Genomic DNA, 18873 nt, shown 5'->3' with positions numbered 1-18873 from the left:
CTGTGGGTAGGTGTGCTGACAACCCCCGGCAAACAGCTGATGGAACAAGCCAGACCGTACGATTGCCACAACAAAATCTAGGCAATTTTTGGCTATCTGACGTATTTATTTTCAGGCAGGCACTACCACATACCACAGGGGAAGAAATGACGTTGTGTTACACCAATAAGTACAAAAGCCTTACAGAATCAGATAGAACGACCTCTCGTCCCCCTCCTGAATACAATTCAATAACGCCCCATGGAAAATATTCCATGCGCATATTAATATGTAATACTTCCGCAGGGATCACCCGGAGTAACCCATAACACCCATGCCGTGAAGAGTGATGAAATATGACGAACGCATATTTACAATCTTCATATTGTGCCGTTTAATCGCCAGTGTCATACAAATCACCACCTGAGGACGATCATGAGGACTAAGCAAGTTTCAATTTGGCGGATGGCCGTACTGACAGTTGCTGTCGCCAGCGCAACATCTGCAATGGCAGCCAGCCGTATTGATTTAAGCCAAGGTATGCCAACGCTAGATTCCGCAACTGGGGCTGGTGTCGACCTACGCCCGAGCGCGAGTATCACCACAGCCACCGGCAGCGAAAAAACCAAATATACCCAGTATCACCAAGGTCTACGTGTATGGGGTGAAACCTCTCCAGTCTCCAGCCGCTCACGCAATGCTGAAGGTGCACTTTCCGATGCGCCAAGTTATACAAGTGGTACTTTGTTAAGTGGTATTGCCGCTGACTTGCCTAGTCCTAAAGCTCGCTACAGCGAAAATGATGTATGGAACCTGCTCCGGAAAAAGGGAATTCAGGTAGATAAAGCAGAGCATAAGGACATTGAGCTCGTAGTAGCCGTGATAGACCAGCGTAGCAATCGTGCTCAACGAGTCTACCTAGTCTCTCTGTACATCCCCTCGCCAAACCCTACTCGCCCTAGCTTCATTGTTGATGCAGAAACCCTTGAAGTCCTCAAGCAATGGGAAGGCCTAGCATCCCGTGACATGACGGGCCCCGGCGGTAACGAAAAGCTGGGGCAATATGAATTTGGTCGCGACTATCCCGCTTTCGAAGTAAGCCAGGACTGTAGCTATGAAAGCGCCACCGTCAAGACCGTTGATATGCGCAATCAAAATAGTGGTCCGGATGTAGCTTACCGCTCCCCTTCATGCCCTAGCAGCGGAACAGCACGTAACACTGCCCGCCCAGCCAACGGCGCATTTGCACCGCTGAACGATGCCCAGTCCTTTGGTAATACCGTCTTCAAGATGTACAACGAATGGCTAGGGAAACGTCCTATCCAACAAAAGCTGACCCTACGCGTCCACACCGGTCAAAACTGGGAAAACGCCACTTGGGACGGCCAAGCAATGAACTTTGGCGATGGTGGTCGCCGTATGTTCCCCTTGGTTTCTCTGGGCGTCATTGCCCACGAAGTCAGTCACGGCTTTACCCAACAAAATGCTGGCTTGGTCTATCAAGGCCAGTCAGGCGGGATGAACGAGGCATTCTCGGACATGGCGTCAGCAGCAGCTGAGGTATATGCACGTGGTAAAACCAAGTTCATGATCGGTGACGACATTATGCGCGGTGGCGCTAATGACGCCATGCGCTACATGCTGGAACCAGAGCGCGATGGGGCATCGATTGGCCACGCAAGCAGGTATTACAGTGGCATAGACGTACACCATTCCAGTGGTGTCTACAACAAGGCCTTCGCGTTGCTCGCCAATAAACCAGGCTGGGACGTAAAGAAAGCATTCACTACGTTTGCTACTGCCAACATGTTGTACTGGAAGCCGCAGTCGACTTTCGACGATGGTGCTTGCGGTGTGATACGTGCAGCAGACGACCGCGGCATGCCACGCGCTGACGTGATCGACGTGTTCAATCAAGTAGGAGTACGTTGCCCGAATGTACCGCCGTCACCAGGAGGTGGGGGGGGCACGGGCGGTGGTACAGGTGGTGGTACCGAAAATGCCCTGAAAAACGGTGTCGTCAAGCTGAACTTGGCTGGTCAAGCCAATGGGCAGTTGCGTTACACCATCGACGTACCAGCAGGCGCACAGTTCCTTAGCATCCGCACAGGCGGTGGTACAGGTGATGCCGACTTGTACGTGAAATACGGTAATGCGCCACAAGTCACCACCAGCGACCCCAGCACCATTTACTCAGGTAGCAGCACCGCCAGCAATGAAGCCGTACTGATCAAGCAACCTCAGTCTGGTCGCTACTACGTACTGGTACATGCTTACACTGCGGTCCAGGGCCTATCGTTGATCGCCGTTACGCGCTGATCACCACATTGTCAAACGATTGAGAACACATCATGAAACTTAAATTCTCTGCTCTCACTTTACTGGTGGTGACCGCCTTAGGCGCGATGGCCGAACCCAATGTGGTGGGTAACCCGGAACTGAACGTCCCCCGTAATCCGAAGACTGCCACCGGTAAAATACAAGGCTCAGACGACCTTATCACCTACCGCATTCTAGCGAACGGCGATGCCCTTTATGGCGACATGGTGATTGGTCAGCATAAGGAAATTCAGCGGACAGGCATTAAACCATTCACGGTAACTGATTGGAGCCAACCCAGCGCCATTCAATCCAAGCTAGTTGCTGCTGACAATCATTTGGCTGGTGCTACCCGGTGGCCTAACAATACCGTTTATTACACTTACGATGCTCAGTTGTCGCAAACCGCACGTAATGCCATTCAAGCTGGCATGAAACTGATTTCAGACAAGACCGCCGTACGTTTTGTTCAACGGACAAACGAACCTAACTTCGTACGCTTCTTCCGTGGCGATGGTTGTTATTCAAGCGTAGGTATGCAGCAACGCGGGCAAGACATCTCTATCGGTTCCGGTTGTGAATGGCCAGGCATCGCTGCACACGAAATGTTGCATGCACTGGGCTGGATGCACGAACAAATGCGACCAGATCGTGACAGCTACGTACAAGTACGCGACGAAAATATCGAGGATTGGGCTAAGGGTAACTTCACCAAGTTACGTTCGGGCGATGTTGACCCCGTAGGTGGCTATGACTACGACTCGATCATGCATTATCCTGCCGGAGCCTTTTCCAAGAATGGTCAGGCTACGATTGTTCCAGTTAGAAGTGATGTTGATGCACGAAGAATGGGCCAGCGTAATGACCTGAGTGCCGGCGACGTAGCGTCTGTGCAGAAGTTCTACCCTGGTGATACAGGCCAAGCAACGCTTAAAGCCACATTCAGCGCCCAGCAGTTGACAATCGATGAGAATGGCAGCGGCAGCCTGACGCTGGATCTCGCAGGAACCAACCTGGCTGGTGTTCGTTTCGAAGCCCGTTCAGATAACGCGAGTGTTATTGCTCCTACCGGGGTCAGTGTTCAAGCCGGCCAAGGTGTAAACCAACGTACAGTGCGTATCACACCCGTTAAGGATGCCTTTGGTACAGCCAACGTTACGATGCGCGTCATTGCCACCAACGGTAAAGAAGCCACGGCTTCCTTCAAGCTGACCGTGCTGGAAGACAAAAATGGTGGTGGTACGGGTGGTGGCACCGGCGGCGGTACGGGTGGTGGTACCGCCAGCAAGTACGATCGCGGTGGTAAGTACAAGCATGGTGATGTTGTCGAAGTAAATGGCAAGCGCTATACCCTCACGCTGCTGGTAAACAACCAGCCTGGCGGTACTTACTGGATCTGGGGTTCGTACTGCGATCCCACCGCCTGCAGCAAAGACAAGCCATTCACCTACGGTGGTTGGTTGAATACCTACTGGACCAGCACAGATGCCGGTGGTGGTACAGGTGGTGGTACAGGTGGCGGCACCAAACCAGTACCTCCAACAACCGGCCAAAAGTGCGCGACGGTGCTTGATGTCAATCGCGATTACCAAATCGTACAAACCGGTAGCAATAAATCGCTTACCCCTGCCGGGGATGCCCTCTCGTCACCAGTATTCGTGTGGCAAGATGGTGGTGTTACCCGTTGGCGCTTACAGCGGAATGCGGATGGCTACTATCAAATTGCCAGCAAGCAAACCGGCTTGGTCTTGGATGCATCAAATAGTGTCAAAACTGTAGGTGGCGAAGTTATCATGTGGTCGGCTCACGGCGGTGAAAACCAGCAGTGGTGCCCACAACCAGCATATGGTGGCCATCAGCTAGTTGTCCGACACAGTGGTTTGGGTATTGGCACTGCTGTCGTAGGCATCCCCGATGGCAGCCCTGTTGTTCAGGAGCAGTTGCAACAAGCTGAAGTCTGGTTGATCAAGCAAGCCCCAGCAGCTGATCCTGGTTTTGCACCACAAAAGCAATTGCCAAACTAAACTCCAATAGTCGCGTTTAGGCGCAGTTCACCCACCCGCAGCTCGGTCACAAAGAGCTGCGGGTAGGGTTTTTCCATAGCGAGCCCGTTATGATCCGCTACCGCCTGTTACCGCTATCCTTGGTCAGTGTTATGCTCGGTTGCCAAGGCATGGCGCAAAGCCCAACACCACCTTCTCCACCAACTACCACTACGAGCAAAGCCACTACTCTGGCATCTGCTCAGCTCACGTTGGATGCCGCCCCCAGCATAAAATGCCCTGCGGGACAGGCCTGTGATGGCAAACCGGACTATCGTGCTTTGCTGTGGCAATCAGGGGGAGCAGAAGTATACATTTCGTTTTCCGGTGACCTGCCGGCAGATGAACGTAATCCAGCCAACCTAAATCGGCACTTCAGCTATGCCGATATCTATATCCCGCAGCCCGATGGCCGGATCTTAGCGGTCCATGCTGCATCAGATGTAAAAGCAGAAGCCCAGCTCCGCTTCCTCAGTTCTTCATCTGGCCGCCTGCACGCTCAGCTCATTGCGAAACAGCATCGTTCGCAGTCTGACGGCAATCCAGCTGATGCAACATGCCGCACAGATGACATGCAAGGAGTATGTCGCCGGGAAACCGTCGTAAATACGCCGTTAACACTGGACCTCGACTTAGCTTGGCCGGCCTCCAAATAGCGTAAATACTTTTTGGGTCGTCGATCTCCCAGCTATAAATTAAATCAAGCTATGCTGAAGTATTATACGGATGGCATACTCCAACCTCTGCTGTCAACGAGCCTACTATGCCCTATTTGCGCCTTCGCCAAGCTGGCTTCACCTTATTGGAACTTTTGATAGCACTGGTCATTATTGGCCTGCTAGTGGGCGTAGTCGGCCCCAATCTTTTCAAGAACCTTGGTAAGTCTGAAATAACAACCGCGCAACAGCAAATCGACGCTCTATCAAAAGCTCTTGAACAATACCGGCTCGATACCGGCCATTTCCCCCGTACTGAGCAAGGTTTGGCATCACTAGTACAGCAACCTGCAGATGAACCACGCTGGCGTGGTCCTTACCTTAAAAAAGCAGTTCCAGCAGACCCTTGGGGCCAACCGTACCAATATCGTAGCCCAGGTACTAATGGACGCGACTTCGACTTGTCATCCCACGGGCCAAGCGGCAGGCCTGGTGGTACTGGTGAAAACGCGCCAATCACCAATTAGACGATCATGGCCCAATCGTTTCGTGTCAGCGCCATTGATTCTGCACGTCGGCTGGTCAGCCTAAATATCAACGCTGACTCACCGGAACAAGCCCGTGCCCAAATACAGGCACAGGGTCTAAAGGTCGTTGGTGTCACTGCAACCGGGGCTGGTTGGTCAATACAACGTAAACCGAAGTTCGATCTACTTCTTTTTACTCAAGAGCTAGTCGCGTTACTGGAAGCGGGTCTTTCCCTTACAGAGTGCATAGAAACACTGGCGGAAAAAGAAGCACAACCTGCGATACGGACAATACTAGACGAACTGATGTTGGCGTTACGTCAGGGTAAGCCTTTGTCTGAAGCCATGACTGCACGACCAACCATATTCCCCGAGTTGTTGGTGGCCAATATCCGTGCCAGCGAAACAACTGGGGATATGGATCGGGCACTGGGCCGGTTCATTGCCTATCAGCAGCAAATTGATGCGCTCAAAAAACGCTTGATCGGCGCTGCGATATACCCTGCAATGCTGCTGATGGTTGGCGGTGGTGTCTGCCTGTTTCTGCTGGGGTACTTGGTACCCAAGTTCAGCCGCATTTACGAAGGCATGCATACTGAGCTGCCCTTCATGTCGCAGATGTTGCTGACATTTGGCGGAGCCATCGAAAAAAATCGGATGGCCGCAGTATTAATTCTATTGGGCACCCTGTCCGTGCTTGGGTGGCTCAGTACCTTACCTGCAGTACGGGCAGCCATGATGGCGCGTGCCTGGCGCAGCCCTTGGCTGGGTGAACGCTTGCGCCTCTTTCAATTGGCGCGCTTTTATCGTGCTGCGGGCATGCTGCAGTGTAGCGGCATACCCGTTGTGACGGCTTATGAACGTGTCGCCGGACTGCTGCACCCTGTTCTGCGTGGTCCGCTATTACAGGTGGTAGGTGCTTTACGGCAAGGCCAGCCATTGGCCGATACCATGCAGCGTGCGGGCTTGACTACCCCGGTTGCATTACGTCTCTTAAGGGTTGGAGAAAAGAGCGGGAAACTTGGCGAGATGATGGAAAGAATCGCCAGCTTTCACGACGATGAATTAAGTCGCTTTGTCGATGCCGCCACCAAGCTGATCGAGCCGCTATTGATGCTGCTGATGGGTGGTTTTATCGGGTTGATCGTAGTATTGATGTATCTGCCTATCTTCGATCTGGCAGGAGGTCTGAAATGAACGCACGCGTCCATACTTCGGAAATGCACCCTAAGCTTAGCCAAACAACGCTTGCACGGGCTCGCGAGACCTCGAATACCGACGGCATCCCCTTGCTTGAAGCATTGGCAACCGAGTCGAAAACTTCACGCGAAGCAATGCTGTCCGCATTGTCCTCCACCCTACGTATACCGCTGGTTCCTGGCCCAAAGTTAGCTGACTTGAATGCCGATTTCAGTCGTATACCTTTTGCCGAATGCCAGACCCGACTCTGCTTACCTGTAAAGCATAAGGATCGAACAGTTGCCATCGTGGCAGACCCCATGCAGCCAGGGCTGCTGCACTGGTTGGAACACAAGCTCGACGGCGCTTATCAACTGGCGCTCTGCGACGATAGAGATTTGACTGCTCGCTTTACCGAGCTGGAAGAGGGTCGTCGCGCAATCGACGGTCTGGTACCACAGGCTCAAGGAAATCGGCGAGGTGAACCGGTCGAAATCATCACCCTGGCGAAGATTGCCGAGGAAAACAGCCAAGCCGTCAAACTTGTCAATTCCACGCTGTATGACGCCCTCAAAAGCGGTGCCAGCGATATTCATATCGAGAGTGATCATGAAGGTCTTGTCATCAAATACCGCGTCGACGGTATTCTTGGCGAAGGTAAACGGGTCAGCGGCATAGAACTGGCAGAACAGACGATCTCTCGTCTCAAGGTCATGAGCGAGCTCGATATTGCCGAGCGTCGTATACCTCAGGATGGACGTTTCAAGGCATTTATCTTGGAGCGCGAAGTCGACTTCCGCGTCTCCATCATGCCCAGTATCCACGGTGAAGATGCTGTATTACGGGTACTGGATAAACAGGCCATCACCAGCCAGATGGCAGGTCTGAGCCTGGAAAGCCTGGGCTTGGACCAGGCAACCCGGGCAATTGTGCGTGAACTGGCCGCCGAACCTTATGGCATGTTGCTGGTAACAGGACCCACCGGTTCAGGAAAAACCACGACCCTCTACGCTGCACTCAGCGAAATCAACGACGGCAGTGACAAGATCATCACAATTGAAGACCCTGTGGAATACCAGCTGCCAGGTATTCTGCAAATCCCCGTCAATGAAAAGAAAGGGCTGACCTTTTCACGTGGCTTACGTTCGGTATTGCGTCATGACCCCGACAAAATCATGGTCGGAGAAATACGTGACCCAGATACTGCGCAAATTGCCGTACAGGCTGCCTTAACTGGTCACTTGGTTTTGTCCACCGTTCATGCCAACTCGGTGTTCGATGTGATCAGCCGCTTTTTGCATATGGAAGTAGACCCATACAGTCTTGTGTCTGCCTTGAACGGCGTATTGGGACAACGCCTCGTGCGGCGAGTCTGCCCCAATTGCACAGCACCAAGCCAACCCAGCGCAGAACTACTGGCGGCTTCCCATATCCGGCCAGACATGCTCAAGCACTTTAACTTCCAGGCCGGTACGGGCTGCGCACGTTGCCGTAATAGTGGTTATCAAGGTCGCATCGCCATCGCAGAAGTGCTACGACTAAACGATCAATTACGTGAACTGATTTTACGTCGTGCCCCTATGAGCGAACTCAAACAGACTGCGCGCCAATTTGGTACCCGCCCATTACGTGAAATAGCGCTGGCCGCAGTGGCCCGGGGCGAAACCACCCTACAGGAAATCAACCGTGTTTCCTTCGTCCGCTGAGCGCGTCGTTTTGGCCATCATGGCCGACAGCCTACAACTGGTACGCTTATCCGGTAACCGCCCCGTGGCTACACGCCGTTTCACCATTCGTTTGAACGATGGTGTATTGCAACTGGATGAGTTAAGCCAATGGCTTAATGTGGATGGTTCTGGGGCACGCAAACTGGAAGTCGTCGTATCGAATACCTGGGTACGCTATGCCGTACTGCACTGGCAAACCAATCTTGCTGATGATGGTTTGTGTCAGGACTATGCCCGCACATTGTTAACCGAACAATATGGCGAAACCTCAAATGGCTGGGTCCTAACGCTTTCGCCACTGATTCCTAACCGTAACCGCATCATCAGCGCGATTGATGCGCGTTGGCTGGCCACCCTGAATGAACTTGCCAGCTCACATAATTTGAAATTAAGCAGCGTTCGACCTTTGCTTGCCAGCGTGTATAACCAACTGGTGAGCAAGCTCCCCAAGGACGCATTGCTTGCCGTAGTAGAACCGCAAAGGCTTTGCCTGCTGCAAATCGGCGGCGGAGACTGGGTGAATCTATATAACCGCATGTTAGGTGAACCATGGGAGCGACGGCTGCCGGGTTTGGTCGCTCAAGCCAGCGCCAGCCTTAATGCACTCGATACCCCGGTGTTTGTGGTTGCACCAAACCGCGAGCGGCCCGACTTAGGAAGGCTGGACGCCACTTGGCTAAGGCTACCTGCACGAGCAGGTTTCCATCCACGAGAAGATAAAGAGTGGGCGTTCTGCCTCGGATGTTGAGATGCGCAAAGTTGAATTGGATTTTGCCCAAAAACCCAGCGGGAACCCTATCCTCGGCATCACCATAGCCGTTTTGGGTATTGTTCTCTTATTGGTTGCCAGCTGGCGTCAAAATACGTTGGATACCCGACTCGCTCGTCTGGATGGCCAGCGCTGGAAGCAAACCAGCGCACAGACATCGGCTGAGCGTACCGATCCGCAAACGATAACCCGTGCTCGCGAATTAGCAGCTCAATTTGGTCGTCCCTGGGAAGCGCTTTTCCTACAATTGGAAAAAACAGATGTGAAAGGGGTACAACTTTCCCAAGTACAACCGCAAGCCGCAGAGAGTATAGAAGAAGGGCAGCGTAGAGTCTTATTGGGGGGGGAGGCCGATGAAACCGCCTCACTATACGACTACCTGCGACGACTACGCGATCAGTCTGGCCTGGAGCAGGTGCATCTGTTGCAGCAACGTTGGGACGATGACGCCAATGTAATTCGTTTCCAAATTGCAGCGCATTGGGGCAGTTCAAAGAACGCCTCATCGGGGAAAACCCAATGAATACCAGCCATTTGCAGGTTTGGCTTCGCTGGTTTTGGCAGCAGCTTGGTACGGCTGGGCGGCTGGGTTTCTTCTTGGTACTTGCGGCCATCGTTCTCTGGTTGGTGCAAGTACGGCCCCGTGATGCGAAAGTACGTGAGCTCACTGCCGAACTACGGATGTCCCGGGAAGAGCAAGCTGCACGCCCGGAAAAGAAAGACCCGCTCAGTACCTTCTACGCCTACTTTCCAGGTTTCTCTACCTTGCCAGATCAATTGGCCGCCATCGACACCGCTGCTACAGCAGCTGATATGGCCGTCCGTGAGTCTGAATATCGCCTTCAACCCCTTACTGGCTTGCCGCTGCTGCGCTATCAGGTAAGCCTGCCTATTGATGGAGACTATCCATCTCTACGTACTTTTTTGAAAGCCGTACTCGACCATGCTCCAAATGCCGTACTCGATGAAGTACGTTTTGACCGTGACGAAAACAGCGATGTGGTAACTGCCCGCTTACGCTTCAGCTTCTACTACCGCGACGACCCTCGTTCGAAAACAGCAGGTGGAGTCAAGCAATGAGCAAGGGTATCAAGCCAATCTGGTGGATAGCGCTGGTTGGCATTGGGGTGCTGGCCTGGTGGTCTAACCAACTCGATAAGACCGATGCGGGAATCGAATTGAAACAGCCTGCCACCGCACAAAGCGCATCAAACAGCGCCACTGTGGCAGCCAATGCGGGAACAACCAGTACAGCCCAAGATGATTGGCTGGGTGAGCTTAAACGCGATACGGTAGGCCCGGCAGAAAGCGACCCGTTTCATTCAGCCAAGCCGCAGGGCCGTACACCTGCAACAGCCCCAGCTCCCCCACCTCCACCGCCAGTGGATATGCCACCGCCAACACCTGTAGAGGCAGTTCTACCTTTCCAATACATGGGCAAAATGGAGCGGAATGGCAGCCTCGATATCTACCTCGACTTGCAGGGAAGCCCATTGGTTGCCCATATCGGCGAAACCTTGCCTGATGGTTGGCGGCTGGACCGGCTCGACAATGCCGGCCTCACATTCATCCACTTGGCCACGCAACGCCGCCAAGTGTTGCCTATCGGAGCCACCCCATGAAACATCTGAATCGCGGCTCGCTGTTCATACTGCTAGCGTTAATCAGCGGTTGCGCCACCGAACAGGTTGCCCTGGACCGCGCCAAACAAATGCTGAACGAAGGACGTAAAGAGGAAGGCATTGCCGAACTCGACCGTTTAGTAAAGGCGTACCCAGAAAACAGCGCTATCCGTGCCAACTGGGCGCGCCAACATGAAATGCAAGCAGACCAACTGGTGCGGGAAGCCGATGCCCTACGACTGAACCAACAGTTTGAGGAAGCACAAGCGCGCTATCAGAACGCTCTGCGCGTAATGCCCAACCACCCACGCGCCCGCGATGGTTTGGCACGACTAGTAAAAGAAGAACAGCAGACGGGACAAGTCAAAGAAGCTGCAAAAGCCATCGCCGACAAAGATAATAAGCGTGCTGCATCTATTCTTAAGCAGGTGATCGCAGACAACCCACGCCACCAACAGGCCAAGAAACTGTGGTCTGAAATGGAAGCCGAACGCCTACGTAGTGAGAACACCCCTATCAGCGCGGACTCGCCACTGAACACCCCGGTGACGCTGGAGTTCCGTAACGCCCCGTTATCCTCCATCTTCGATGTGCTGAGCCAAAGCACCGGAATCAACTTTGTATTCGACAAAGAAGCGCAACTGGATGGCCGCACTACCATCATCGTGCGCGACACACCGCTCAACGACGCGCTGAATGTACTACTGGCCGGCAACCAACTGTCCAAGCGGCTGCTTAATGATCAATCCGTAATGATCTACCCAGCCAATGCCAACCGGCAGAAGGATATCGACCCTCTGCATGTGAAAACCTTCTATCTCGGTAATATGGAGGCCAAGGCCGCCCTGGCATTGCTTAAAACCATTATCAAGACACGCGATATCTATATCGACGAAAAGCTAAATACGCTGGTGATGCGCGATACACCAGAAGCCATCGCCGTAGCAGAGAAACTGTTAGCCTCCCAAGATCTGGTCGATCCCGAAGTCGTTATGGATGTCGAGATATTGGAAATCAGCAACAGCGATGAACTCAATCTGGGCTTGGCTCTGACAGACAAGATAGAACTTAAGGTACCTAGTGGCTTTACCGGGGCCAATAATGGTTCAGACGGTTTGCCCACCATAAAGCAGCTAAAAGACATGGGCCGAGAGGGATTACTTGTCAATGTTGCCAACCCTTTGGCAATCCTCAACCTCAAGAACACAGATGGCGCCACCAATACCCTCGCCAACCCTCGTATTAGAGTTAAGAATCGTGAGAAAGCTAAAATCGTCATTGGCGACAGGGTACCGGTTGTTAAGAAAGTTAGGACCACCTTATCCGTGGACGATAGTGTCGACTATATGGACGTGGGTTTAACATTTGAAGTTACGCCCCAGATATATCCTAATGAAGAAGTGGGGATTAAGCTAAGACTAGAATCTAGCAATATTGTTAGTTTTGTAAAGGCAGGTGACATATCATATCCTCAGATCGGCAAGCGAGAAGCCGAAACCATATTGCGCCTAAAGGATGGTGAAACCCAAGTACTCGCTGGCTTGATCAAACGTGAGGATGCCGATGAGGCAAGTCGATTGCCTGGTTTAGGTAACTTTCCCATATTAGGGCGCTTATTTTCGTCCGAAAAAAATACACGTAAACGCTCCGAACTCGTCTTACTGATCACACCACGTATCGTACGAAATCTGGAGATTCCCAACGCGGACCAGACACAGTTCGCAAGTGGTACCGAGAATTCCATCGGCGCAGATCCGCTTCAGTTACCCAGCAGGAAGTCCAAAGTAAGCGTACCGAATGGATCGGGGGTAACCGTTGGTGGCCCAACCTCTGGGCTACCGCCCCCTGCACCGCCACCACCGCCCCCCCCTCCACCGGCCAACAACAAGCCAGGCCAAGGTGGCACGCGCCCATGAGGCGACTTGAGGCTGTTTGCATGCAGGCTGTACAGCCTGCATCAAAGCTTAAGCACAGTTGGAAGGCTATAGGAGTCAGGAGCCAGAGTGGGGTTTGTGTCGAGCCAGAAGCCCAGAAGCTTCATAGGCCGCAAGCTGGGATAACGTTTTCAGCAACGACAAGGGCTGCAGGCTTCACCTTGATTGAGCTGCTGGTCACGTTGACGCTGTTAGCTATCATGGCCACCGCTGTCATGCCGTTGACCCAGTTGAACGCACGGCGGGCGAAAGAACAGGAACTGAAGCTCGCCTTGCGCGATATCCGATCAGCGCTGGATGATTACAAACGCGCTGCCGATGAAGGGCGTATTGAAAAGTCCGCCACCAGTACCGGCTACCCCAAGAACCTCCAAGTAATGGTAGACGGCATGGAAGACCGTAAATCGCCTGAAAAGAAACGCATCTACTTTCTACGCCGCATTCCACGCGACCCGTTCTTTCCCGATGAAACGGCACCTGCTGCCGCTACATGGGGCTATCGCAGCTACCAGAGCCCGCCCGACGCGCCTCGGGAAGGGGATGACGTCTATGATGTTTACTCGCTCAGCCCCGAAACAGCACTGAATGGTCGACCTTACCGTGAATGGTGACCGGCATGGCTACTTACCTACAGCGTAAGCCTATGGGCTTCACCCTTATCGAACTTCTGGTGGCAATGGCAATCATCGCCATCCTCCTGACGTTGGTTACGCCGCGTTACTACGGCAGCGTGGATCGCGCACGCGAAACCGTACTACGCGATGACCTGACCACTATGCGACGCGTCATCGACCAATTCCATGGTGACCGAGGTCGCTACCCACAAAGCCTGGAAGAGCTGGTTGAATTGCGTTATCTGCGCGAAATTCCGATCGACCCTGTTACCGAGCGTCGTGATAGCTGGCGTGTTATTGCACCTGGCGCCGATGCCAAGGGTAATGTAGCGGATGTCAAAAGTGGTGCGCCGGGCAAAGCTTCAGATGGCACGAGTTATGGCGACTGGTAGGTATCTGCCGCATCAAGCCGGGATGGCTTATCTGTGGCTCATGGGCGTTCTGCTGGTGATGGGCTTGATGATGGGGAAAGCCGTAGACATCAGCGCCACCCAGGCAGAACGTCAACGTGAGGCAGATTTGCTCTACATCGGTAACCTCTACCGCCAGGCCATACAGCATTATGTAGAAACAAAAGGGGGTGGTAACCGGTATCCTTCAAAGCTGGAGGATCTGGTATCTGACCCGCGATTTCCCAATACAGTCCGCCACTTACGCCAGATTTATCCCGACCCCGAAACCGGTCAACGCGACTGGTCACTGATCGGTGCGCCAGGGGGTGGCATTATGGGCGTACGTTCCGTATCGACACGCAAACCTCATAAAATCGATGGCTTTAGCGAAGCAGATGCTGACTTTACCAATAAGCAATCGCTGGCAGAATGGGTGTTTGTATACCAGGCTGGAGCCGGAAATCGGCCCTAATTATCCCCAATAAGTCAAAAACCCCGCTTTCATACGGGGTTTTATGATTTCCTAACCGATGGCAAAACTCAGGGATTTGCACTGGCCTTATTGTCACCCTTATCCGCTGGCGTAGCGCCTCCCTTTACGGTCGGATCTGGCGTCTTGTAGCCTGCCTCGTCCAATGCACTTGCCCAGGCTCCAGCATTGAACCCAGTCAAAGTCTTACTGCCTACCTGAAGTACAGGCACCGTAGCGGAACCTACCAACTTCTTCAACAAATCATAGTCGGTCGCACTGGCTTCTGGGTTACGCAGGCTGTAAGCAATACCGCGTTTGCTCAACATACTGCGTGCATCGTCACAGGCTTGGCCACAGCTGTTGGACCACAACGTCACAGGGTTATTGCGCATTGCTTCGCGGGTATTAAAATTTCCACCGCTGGTCTGCATCACATTCGTTTTGATCTCGCGCTTCTGCGCTTGCTGGTTAGGCGGCGGTTGATCCGAGAAAATGACATTGCCAGACGCGTCCTTCCACTGGTACACACTGGAAGCATGGCTCAAAGGCGAGAGCGCAAACAAGGCAATTAGAAGTAAGCGTCGCATTGGGAACTCCAAATCAAAATGACAATGGAATTATACGGAAAGTAGGCTCCCCGTCATATGTACATTGTAAACAAGCTAATCAAACTTGCTGGCATCGCCATGCCTCAAGCTTGTAGACCATAACACTTGCCTGCTCATGCGATAATTCGACATCCTATCGCCTTCTTCTGGTATGAGCCTTCCTACTCTTAATCTGATTGGTCCGGGCCGTCTAGCTCGTAGCCTAGCCTATTTATGGCAACAAGCTGGTGTTTTACATATCCAGGATATTGTGGGCAGAGATCCGGTCCATTGCCAAGAAGCAGCCGCTTTTATTGACGCAGGAAAAGTTTGCACACTCACAGCGATCAGACCTGCTGACTTCACATTAGTTGCCACGCCCGACGACGCGCTTGTCAGCACGGCAGAAATGTTCGCAGCCACAGGCATGGTACGAACCGGCGATGTGATTTTCCATTGCAGCGGTGCATTGGCGAGTACTGTACTGACCCCACTGAAAACAGCAGGCGCTTTGATTGGCAGTGTTCACCCACTGGCTTCATTTGCCAACCCAGCAGTGGCGGTAAAACAGTTTGATGGTACCTACTGCGGTTGCGAGGGCGATAGGGTTGCCATAGAGCGCCTGGCTCCCCTGTTCGATGCCATAGGTGCACGCCGTTTCATGATCGACCCAGCACAGAAGACTCTATACCACGCAGGCGCGGTACTGGCCTGTAACAATCTGGTCGCGTTGATGGAAACTGCGCTGCGTTGTATGGCAGCAGCTGGCATAACACGTGATACCGCATGGCAAGCCTTGCGGCCACTGGTGGTTGGAACGCTGAATAACCTGGATAAACTACCAGCCGCAGAGGCACTGACTGGCCCTATCGCTCGTGGTGATGCTGCTACTGTCGCAAGTCAAATGGCAGCGACATCCGCCTTAGACGCCAAAGTCGCCGCCAGTTACCACTCGCTCGGATTGGTAGCACTTGAACTCGCCGCCGCCCGTCCAATCGAGCAGGGCGGACTGACTTCTAAGCAATTGGCAGCACTTGAACAAGCACTGAGGCCAAAACCATGAGCATCTGGCCGATGCAAACCATCGGGGTGATCGAAAGCTGCTTCAAGGAAAAATTTGCGATTCCGCGCCAGCCAGGGCTATCACCATCGGCGGAAGCCACGCTGACCCTACTACCGCCATTCGATACACCAGATGCCGTCCGCGGCCTCGAGCAATTCAGTCACGTCTGGTTGATGTTCATCTTTCACGAAACGGCATCGCAGGGTTGGCGGCCCACGGTACGGCCCCCTAAACTCGGCGGCAACCAGCGCATGGGCGTATTTGCCACCCGCTCCACCTTCCGGCCCAATCCCATCGGACTATCGGTCACCAAACTCACAGGTATCGACACCCATGAAGGCGTACGTATTCATCTTCGTGGTGCCGATCTGCTCGAAGGTACCCCCATCATCGATCTCAAACCTTATCTGGGATATGCCGATGCAATCGTCGATGCCGCCAATGGCTATGCCGATACCGGCCATGCCCCCTTGCAGGTTCACTTTTCAGCTGAGGCAGAAACACAGTTGATGCAATTGCAAACGCAGTACCCGCTCCTGCGTAATCTGATCACCGAAGTCCTGTCACAGGACCCACGCCCCGGTTATGCCGACGACCCCACGCGCGAGTACGGTATGGCGCTCTACCAACTCAATATCAAATGGCGTTGCGATACTACTGGTGCCGTGGTTACCGCTATTGAGCCCGTATGAAACCTGATTTCAACAAAATCCCAAAGGCGGTGCTCGATAGATTGCACAAGCTGGGTATCAAGCAAGTACAGGACCTCATCTTACACCTGCCACTTCGGTACGAGGACGAAACGCATCTATACACGATTGCCGATGCACCGGTGGGCAGTCCTGTCCTGGTCGAAGGCGAGGTCAAGCATGCTGAAGTCACCTACAAGCCCCGCAAACAGCTTGTCGCACGCATTGAGGACGCCACGGGTGAACTCCATATCCGGCTGCTCAACTTCTACCCCAACCAACAGCAAGTGCTGGCAGTGGGGCGACGAGTGCGGCTGCTGGGCGAAATCCGGCGTGGATTCTTCGGTGAGGAGATGGTCCACCCCAAAATACGCCTTGTCAGTGAAAGTACGGCACTAGCCGAGGCGCTGACGCCCGTCTACCCAACAGTAAACGGCCTCACACAACCCACGCTGCGCAAACTCATCGCCCAAGCTATCGAAGGCCGGGCGTTGGAAGATACCTTACCTGCCGCTCTGTTACGCGACCTTGGCTTGATACCATTTCACCAGGCCGTACAGCTGTTGCATCACCCTACCCCGGATATCCCTAGCCGTGCACTCAGCGAACGTATGCATCCGGCTTGGCTACGGATCAAATTCGACGAGCTTTTAGCGCAGCAATTGTCAATGCGCCTCTCCTACCAACGCCGTCACGAGCAAACCGCTCCTGTGCTCAAAGCCAAAGGTGAATTGGCCCAACGCCTGATCGCGACCCTGCCTTTTGGTCTGACAAATGCACAGAACAAGGTATTGAGTGAAATACGCCACGACCTAGCCTCACCCCACCCCATGCAACGCCTGTTGCAGGGCGATGTCGGCGCAGGGAAAACCATTGTTGCCGCACTCGCTGCACTCGATGCCATTGAGGCTGGTTATCAGGTCGCATTGATGGCGCCGACCGAAATCCTGGCGGAACAGCATTACAAGAAGCTATCAAGCTGGCTGGCCCCCTTGGGAATCGAAGTTGCGTGGTTGGCTGGTTCACTGAAGCCCAAGGCCAAAGCTGCTGCCATCGCTCAGGTAGAGACTGGCGGTTCCCAACTGGCTGTCGGTACCCACGCCCTCTTTCAGGACTCCGTCGCCTTTTCCCGGCTTGGTTTGGCTATAGTCGACGAGCAACATCGATTTGGCGTACATCAACGCTTGGCTTTGCGTGGTAAAGGAGGGTCTCCTCATCAACTGATGATGTCAGCCACGCCCATACCACGCACCCTTGCCATGAGTTACTACGCCGACCTTGACGTCAGCATCATCGATGAATTGCCGCCAGGCCGAACACCGATCAAAACCCGCCTCGTCAGCGATACACGCCGTGAGGAGATGATCGAGGTCGTCCGCAAAGTATGCAGTGAAGGCCGGCAAGCCTATTGGGTCTGCCCACTGATCGAAGAATCTGAAGCGCTAGAGCTACAAACCGCAGAGGACACCCATGCGGCACTGTCCGAAACACTGGCCGAATACAGTGTCGGCTTGGTGCACGGTCGGCTCAAAGCCACCGAAAAAGCCGAAATCATGGCGGCTTTCAGTCGCAATGAAATCCAAGTACTGGTAGCAACCACCGTGATCGAAGTCGGGGTCGACGTACCCAATGCCACCCTGATGGTGATTGAACACGCCGAACGGATGGGGCTGGCTCAGCTGCATCAATTACGTGGCCGGGTGGGGCGTGGTGCGTTGGAATCCAGCTGCGTGCTGCTGTTTGCAAGCCCAGTAGGAGAAGTGGCAAAGCAACGCCTCAAGGTCATCTATGAAACAACCGATGGCTTTGTGATTGCCCGCGAAGACCTGCGTATCCGCGGGCCGGGCGAATTTCTTGGCGCACGCCAGTCTGGTGTACCGATGCTACGTTTTGCGGACCTGGAACGCGATACCGAACTATTGGAACGCGCCCGCGACGTCGCTGCCGAATTACTTGCAAGGGCGCCGCAGGTGGCAGATACACACCTGCAGAGGTGGTTGGCGGGGCGCGAAGAGCTACTGAAGACCTGAGAACCTATTCAAAGTCTGCTGCGCGTCAGCAATACTGCGTTGAAAACACCCTCGAAATGCTCATTTACCACTTGTAAACTCCGCTTCCTCGGCTGTTTTCGCCTTGTCTTGCTTTAGCTCGCAAGCCTTTAGATAAGCTCTGAGAACCTGTCTAAAGTCTCGTAAATTGGAGTGAGACGGCGTTAAAACTGCCCTTGAAGCACATTATTTACTCACCGTAAGCCGCGTTTTTAAGGGTATTTACCCCTATCTTGGCCAAATTCAAAAGACTT

The 18873-nt window shown here is 53.5% G+C and carries 18 protein-coding genes; 17 read left to right on the top strand and 1 reads right to left on the bottom strand.

What is annotated here, in order from left to right; all coding sequences use genetic code 11:
- The first annotated feature begins 414 nt into the window (after positions 1 to 414).
- From ACUHMQ_RS03605 to ACUHMQ_RS03540, 14 genes are all read left to right on the top strand, one after another.
- Positions 415 to 2298, top strand: coding sequence for a M4 family metallopeptidase (locus ACUHMQ_RS03605; protein ID WP_445294082.1), 1884 nt, complete (start codon positions 415 to 417; stop codon positions 2296 to 2298).
- 32 nt (positions 2299 to 2330) lie between these two features.
- Positions 2331 to 4322 carry a M12 family metallopeptidase gene (locus ACUHMQ_RS03600; RefSeq protein WP_445294081.1) on the top strand — a complete coding sequence of 664 codons (1992 nt, stop codon included), beginning with the start codon at positions 2331 to 2333 and terminating at the stop codon, positions 4320 to 4322.
- An 89-nt stretch (positions 4323 to 4411) separates the two neighbouring features.
- Positions 4412 to 4996 carry a hypothetical protein gene (locus ACUHMQ_RS03595; protein ID WP_445294080.1) on the top strand — a complete coding sequence of 195 codons (585 nt, stop codon included), beginning with the start codon at positions 4412 to 4414 and terminating at the stop codon, positions 4994 to 4996.
- 107 nt (positions 4997 to 5103) lie between these two features.
- The gene (gspG, locus tag ACUHMQ_RS03590; RefSeq protein WP_445294079.1) at positions 5104 to 5523 is read left to right on the top strand and encodes a type II secretion system major pseudopilin GspG; all 420 of its coding nucleotides are present in this window, start codon (positions 5104 to 5106) and stop codon (positions 5521 to 5523) included.
- A gap of 6 nt (positions 5524 to 5529) precedes the next feature.
- Positions 5530 to 6720, top strand: a complete 1191-nt coding sequence (locus tag ACUHMQ_RS03585; protein ID WP_445294078.1) for a type II secretion system F family protein — start codon at positions 5530 to 5532, stop codon at positions 6718 to 6720.
- Positions 6717 to 8408: a GspE/PulE family protein gene (locus ACUHMQ_RS03580; RefSeq protein WP_445294077.1), complete on the top strand. Its 1692-nt coding sequence runs from the start codon at positions 6717 to 6719 to the stop codon at positions 8406 to 8408. The genes ACUHMQ_RS03585 and ACUHMQ_RS03580 overlap by 4 nt, the downstream gene beginning before the upstream one ends.
- On the top strand, positions 8389 to 9177 hold the full coding sequence (locus ACUHMQ_RS03575) for a hypothetical protein (RefSeq protein WP_445294076.1): 789 nt from the start codon (positions 8389 to 8391) through the stop codon (positions 9175 to 9177). Before ACUHMQ_RS03580 ends, ACUHMQ_RS03575 begins: the two co-directional genes overlap by 20 nt.
- 1 nt (position 9178) lies before the next feature.
- Positions 9179 to 9721 (top strand): PilN family protein, encoded by a 543-nt coding sequence (locus tag ACUHMQ_RS03570; RefSeq protein ID WP_445294075.1) that lies wholly within the window; start codon positions 9179 to 9181, stop codon positions 9719 to 9721.
- A complete protein-coding gene (locus ACUHMQ_RS03565; RefSeq protein WP_445294074.1) occupies positions 9718 to 10278 on the top strand; it encodes a hypothetical protein in 561 nt (186 codons plus the stop codon). Before ACUHMQ_RS03570 ends, ACUHMQ_RS03565 begins: the two co-directional genes overlap by 4 nt.
- A complete protein-coding gene (locus ACUHMQ_RS03560) occupies positions 10275 to 10820 on the top strand; it encodes a hypothetical protein (RefSeq protein WP_445294073.1) in 546 nt (181 codons plus the stop codon). The genes ACUHMQ_RS03565 and ACUHMQ_RS03560 overlap by 4 nt, the downstream gene beginning before the upstream one ends.
- The gene (locus ACUHMQ_RS03555) at positions 10817 to 12736 is read left to right on the top strand and encodes a secretin GspD/PilQ domain-containing protein (RefSeq protein WP_445294072.1); all 1920 of its coding nucleotides are present in this window, start codon (positions 10817 to 10819) and stop codon (positions 12734 to 12736) included. Before ACUHMQ_RS03560 ends, ACUHMQ_RS03555 begins: the two co-directional genes overlap by 4 nt.
- Positions 12737 to 12876: 140 nt before the next feature.
- Positions 12877 to 13365 carry a prepilin-type N-terminal cleavage/methylation domain-containing protein gene (locus ACUHMQ_RS03550; protein WP_445294128.1) on the top strand — a complete coding sequence of 163 codons (489 nt, stop codon included), beginning with the start codon at positions 12877 to 12879 and terminating at the stop codon, positions 13363 to 13365.
- A gap of 5 nt (positions 13366 to 13370) precedes the next feature.
- Positions 13371 to 13760: a type II secretion system protein gene (locus ACUHMQ_RS03545; RefSeq protein ID WP_445294071.1), complete on the top strand. Its 390-nt coding sequence runs from the start codon at positions 13371 to 13373 to the stop codon at positions 13758 to 13760.
- Complete coding sequence (locus tag ACUHMQ_RS03540) at positions 13747 to 14232, top strand: type II secretion system protein (protein ID WP_445294070.1); 486 nt, start codon at positions 13747 to 13749, stop codon at positions 14230 to 14232. The genes ACUHMQ_RS03545 and ACUHMQ_RS03540 overlap by 14 nt, the downstream gene beginning before the upstream one ends.
- Before the next feature lie 68 nt (positions 14233 to 14300).
- Here the strand turns inward: ACUHMQ_RS03540 and ACUHMQ_RS03535 are convergent, their stop codons facing one another.
- Positions 14301 to 14819 carry a DUF4124 domain-containing protein gene (locus ACUHMQ_RS03535; RefSeq protein ID WP_445294069.1) on the bottom strand — a complete coding sequence of 173 codons (519 nt, stop codon included), beginning with the start codon at positions 14817 to 14819 and terminating at the stop codon, positions 14301 to 14303.
- A gap of 172 nt (positions 14820 to 14991) precedes the next feature.
- Between ACUHMQ_RS03535 and ACUHMQ_RS03530 the strand changes: the two genes are divergently transcribed.
- From ACUHMQ_RS03530 to recG, 3 genes are read left to right on the top strand one after another with little or no spacing between them, the layout of a single operon-like run.
- Positions 14992 to 15882, top strand: a complete 891-nt coding sequence (locus tag ACUHMQ_RS03530; RefSeq protein ID WP_445294068.1) for a Rossmann-like and DUF2520 domain-containing protein — start codon at positions 14992 to 14994, stop codon at positions 15880 to 15882.
- Positions 15879 to 16574, top strand: a complete 696-nt coding sequence (gene tsaA / locus ACUHMQ_RS03525) for a tRNA (N6-threonylcarbamoyladenosine(37)-N6)-methyltransferase TrmO (protein WP_445294067.1) — start codon at positions 15879 to 15881, stop codon at positions 16572 to 16574. The genes ACUHMQ_RS03530 and tsaA overlap by 4 nt, the downstream gene beginning before the upstream one ends.
- Positions 16571 to 18601: an ATP-dependent DNA helicase RecG gene (gene recG / locus ACUHMQ_RS03520; RefSeq protein WP_445294066.1), complete on the top strand. Its 2031-nt coding sequence runs from the start codon at positions 16571 to 16573 to the stop codon at positions 18599 to 18601. Before tsaA ends, recG begins: the two co-directional genes overlap by 4 nt.
- Positions 18602 to 18873: the final 272 nt, after the last annotated feature.

The organism is Chitinimonas violaceus, assembly GCF_052601015.1.
Note: the sequence above shows the minus strand (reverse complement) of the source record. Positions and strands in the feature narration are given on the sequence as shown.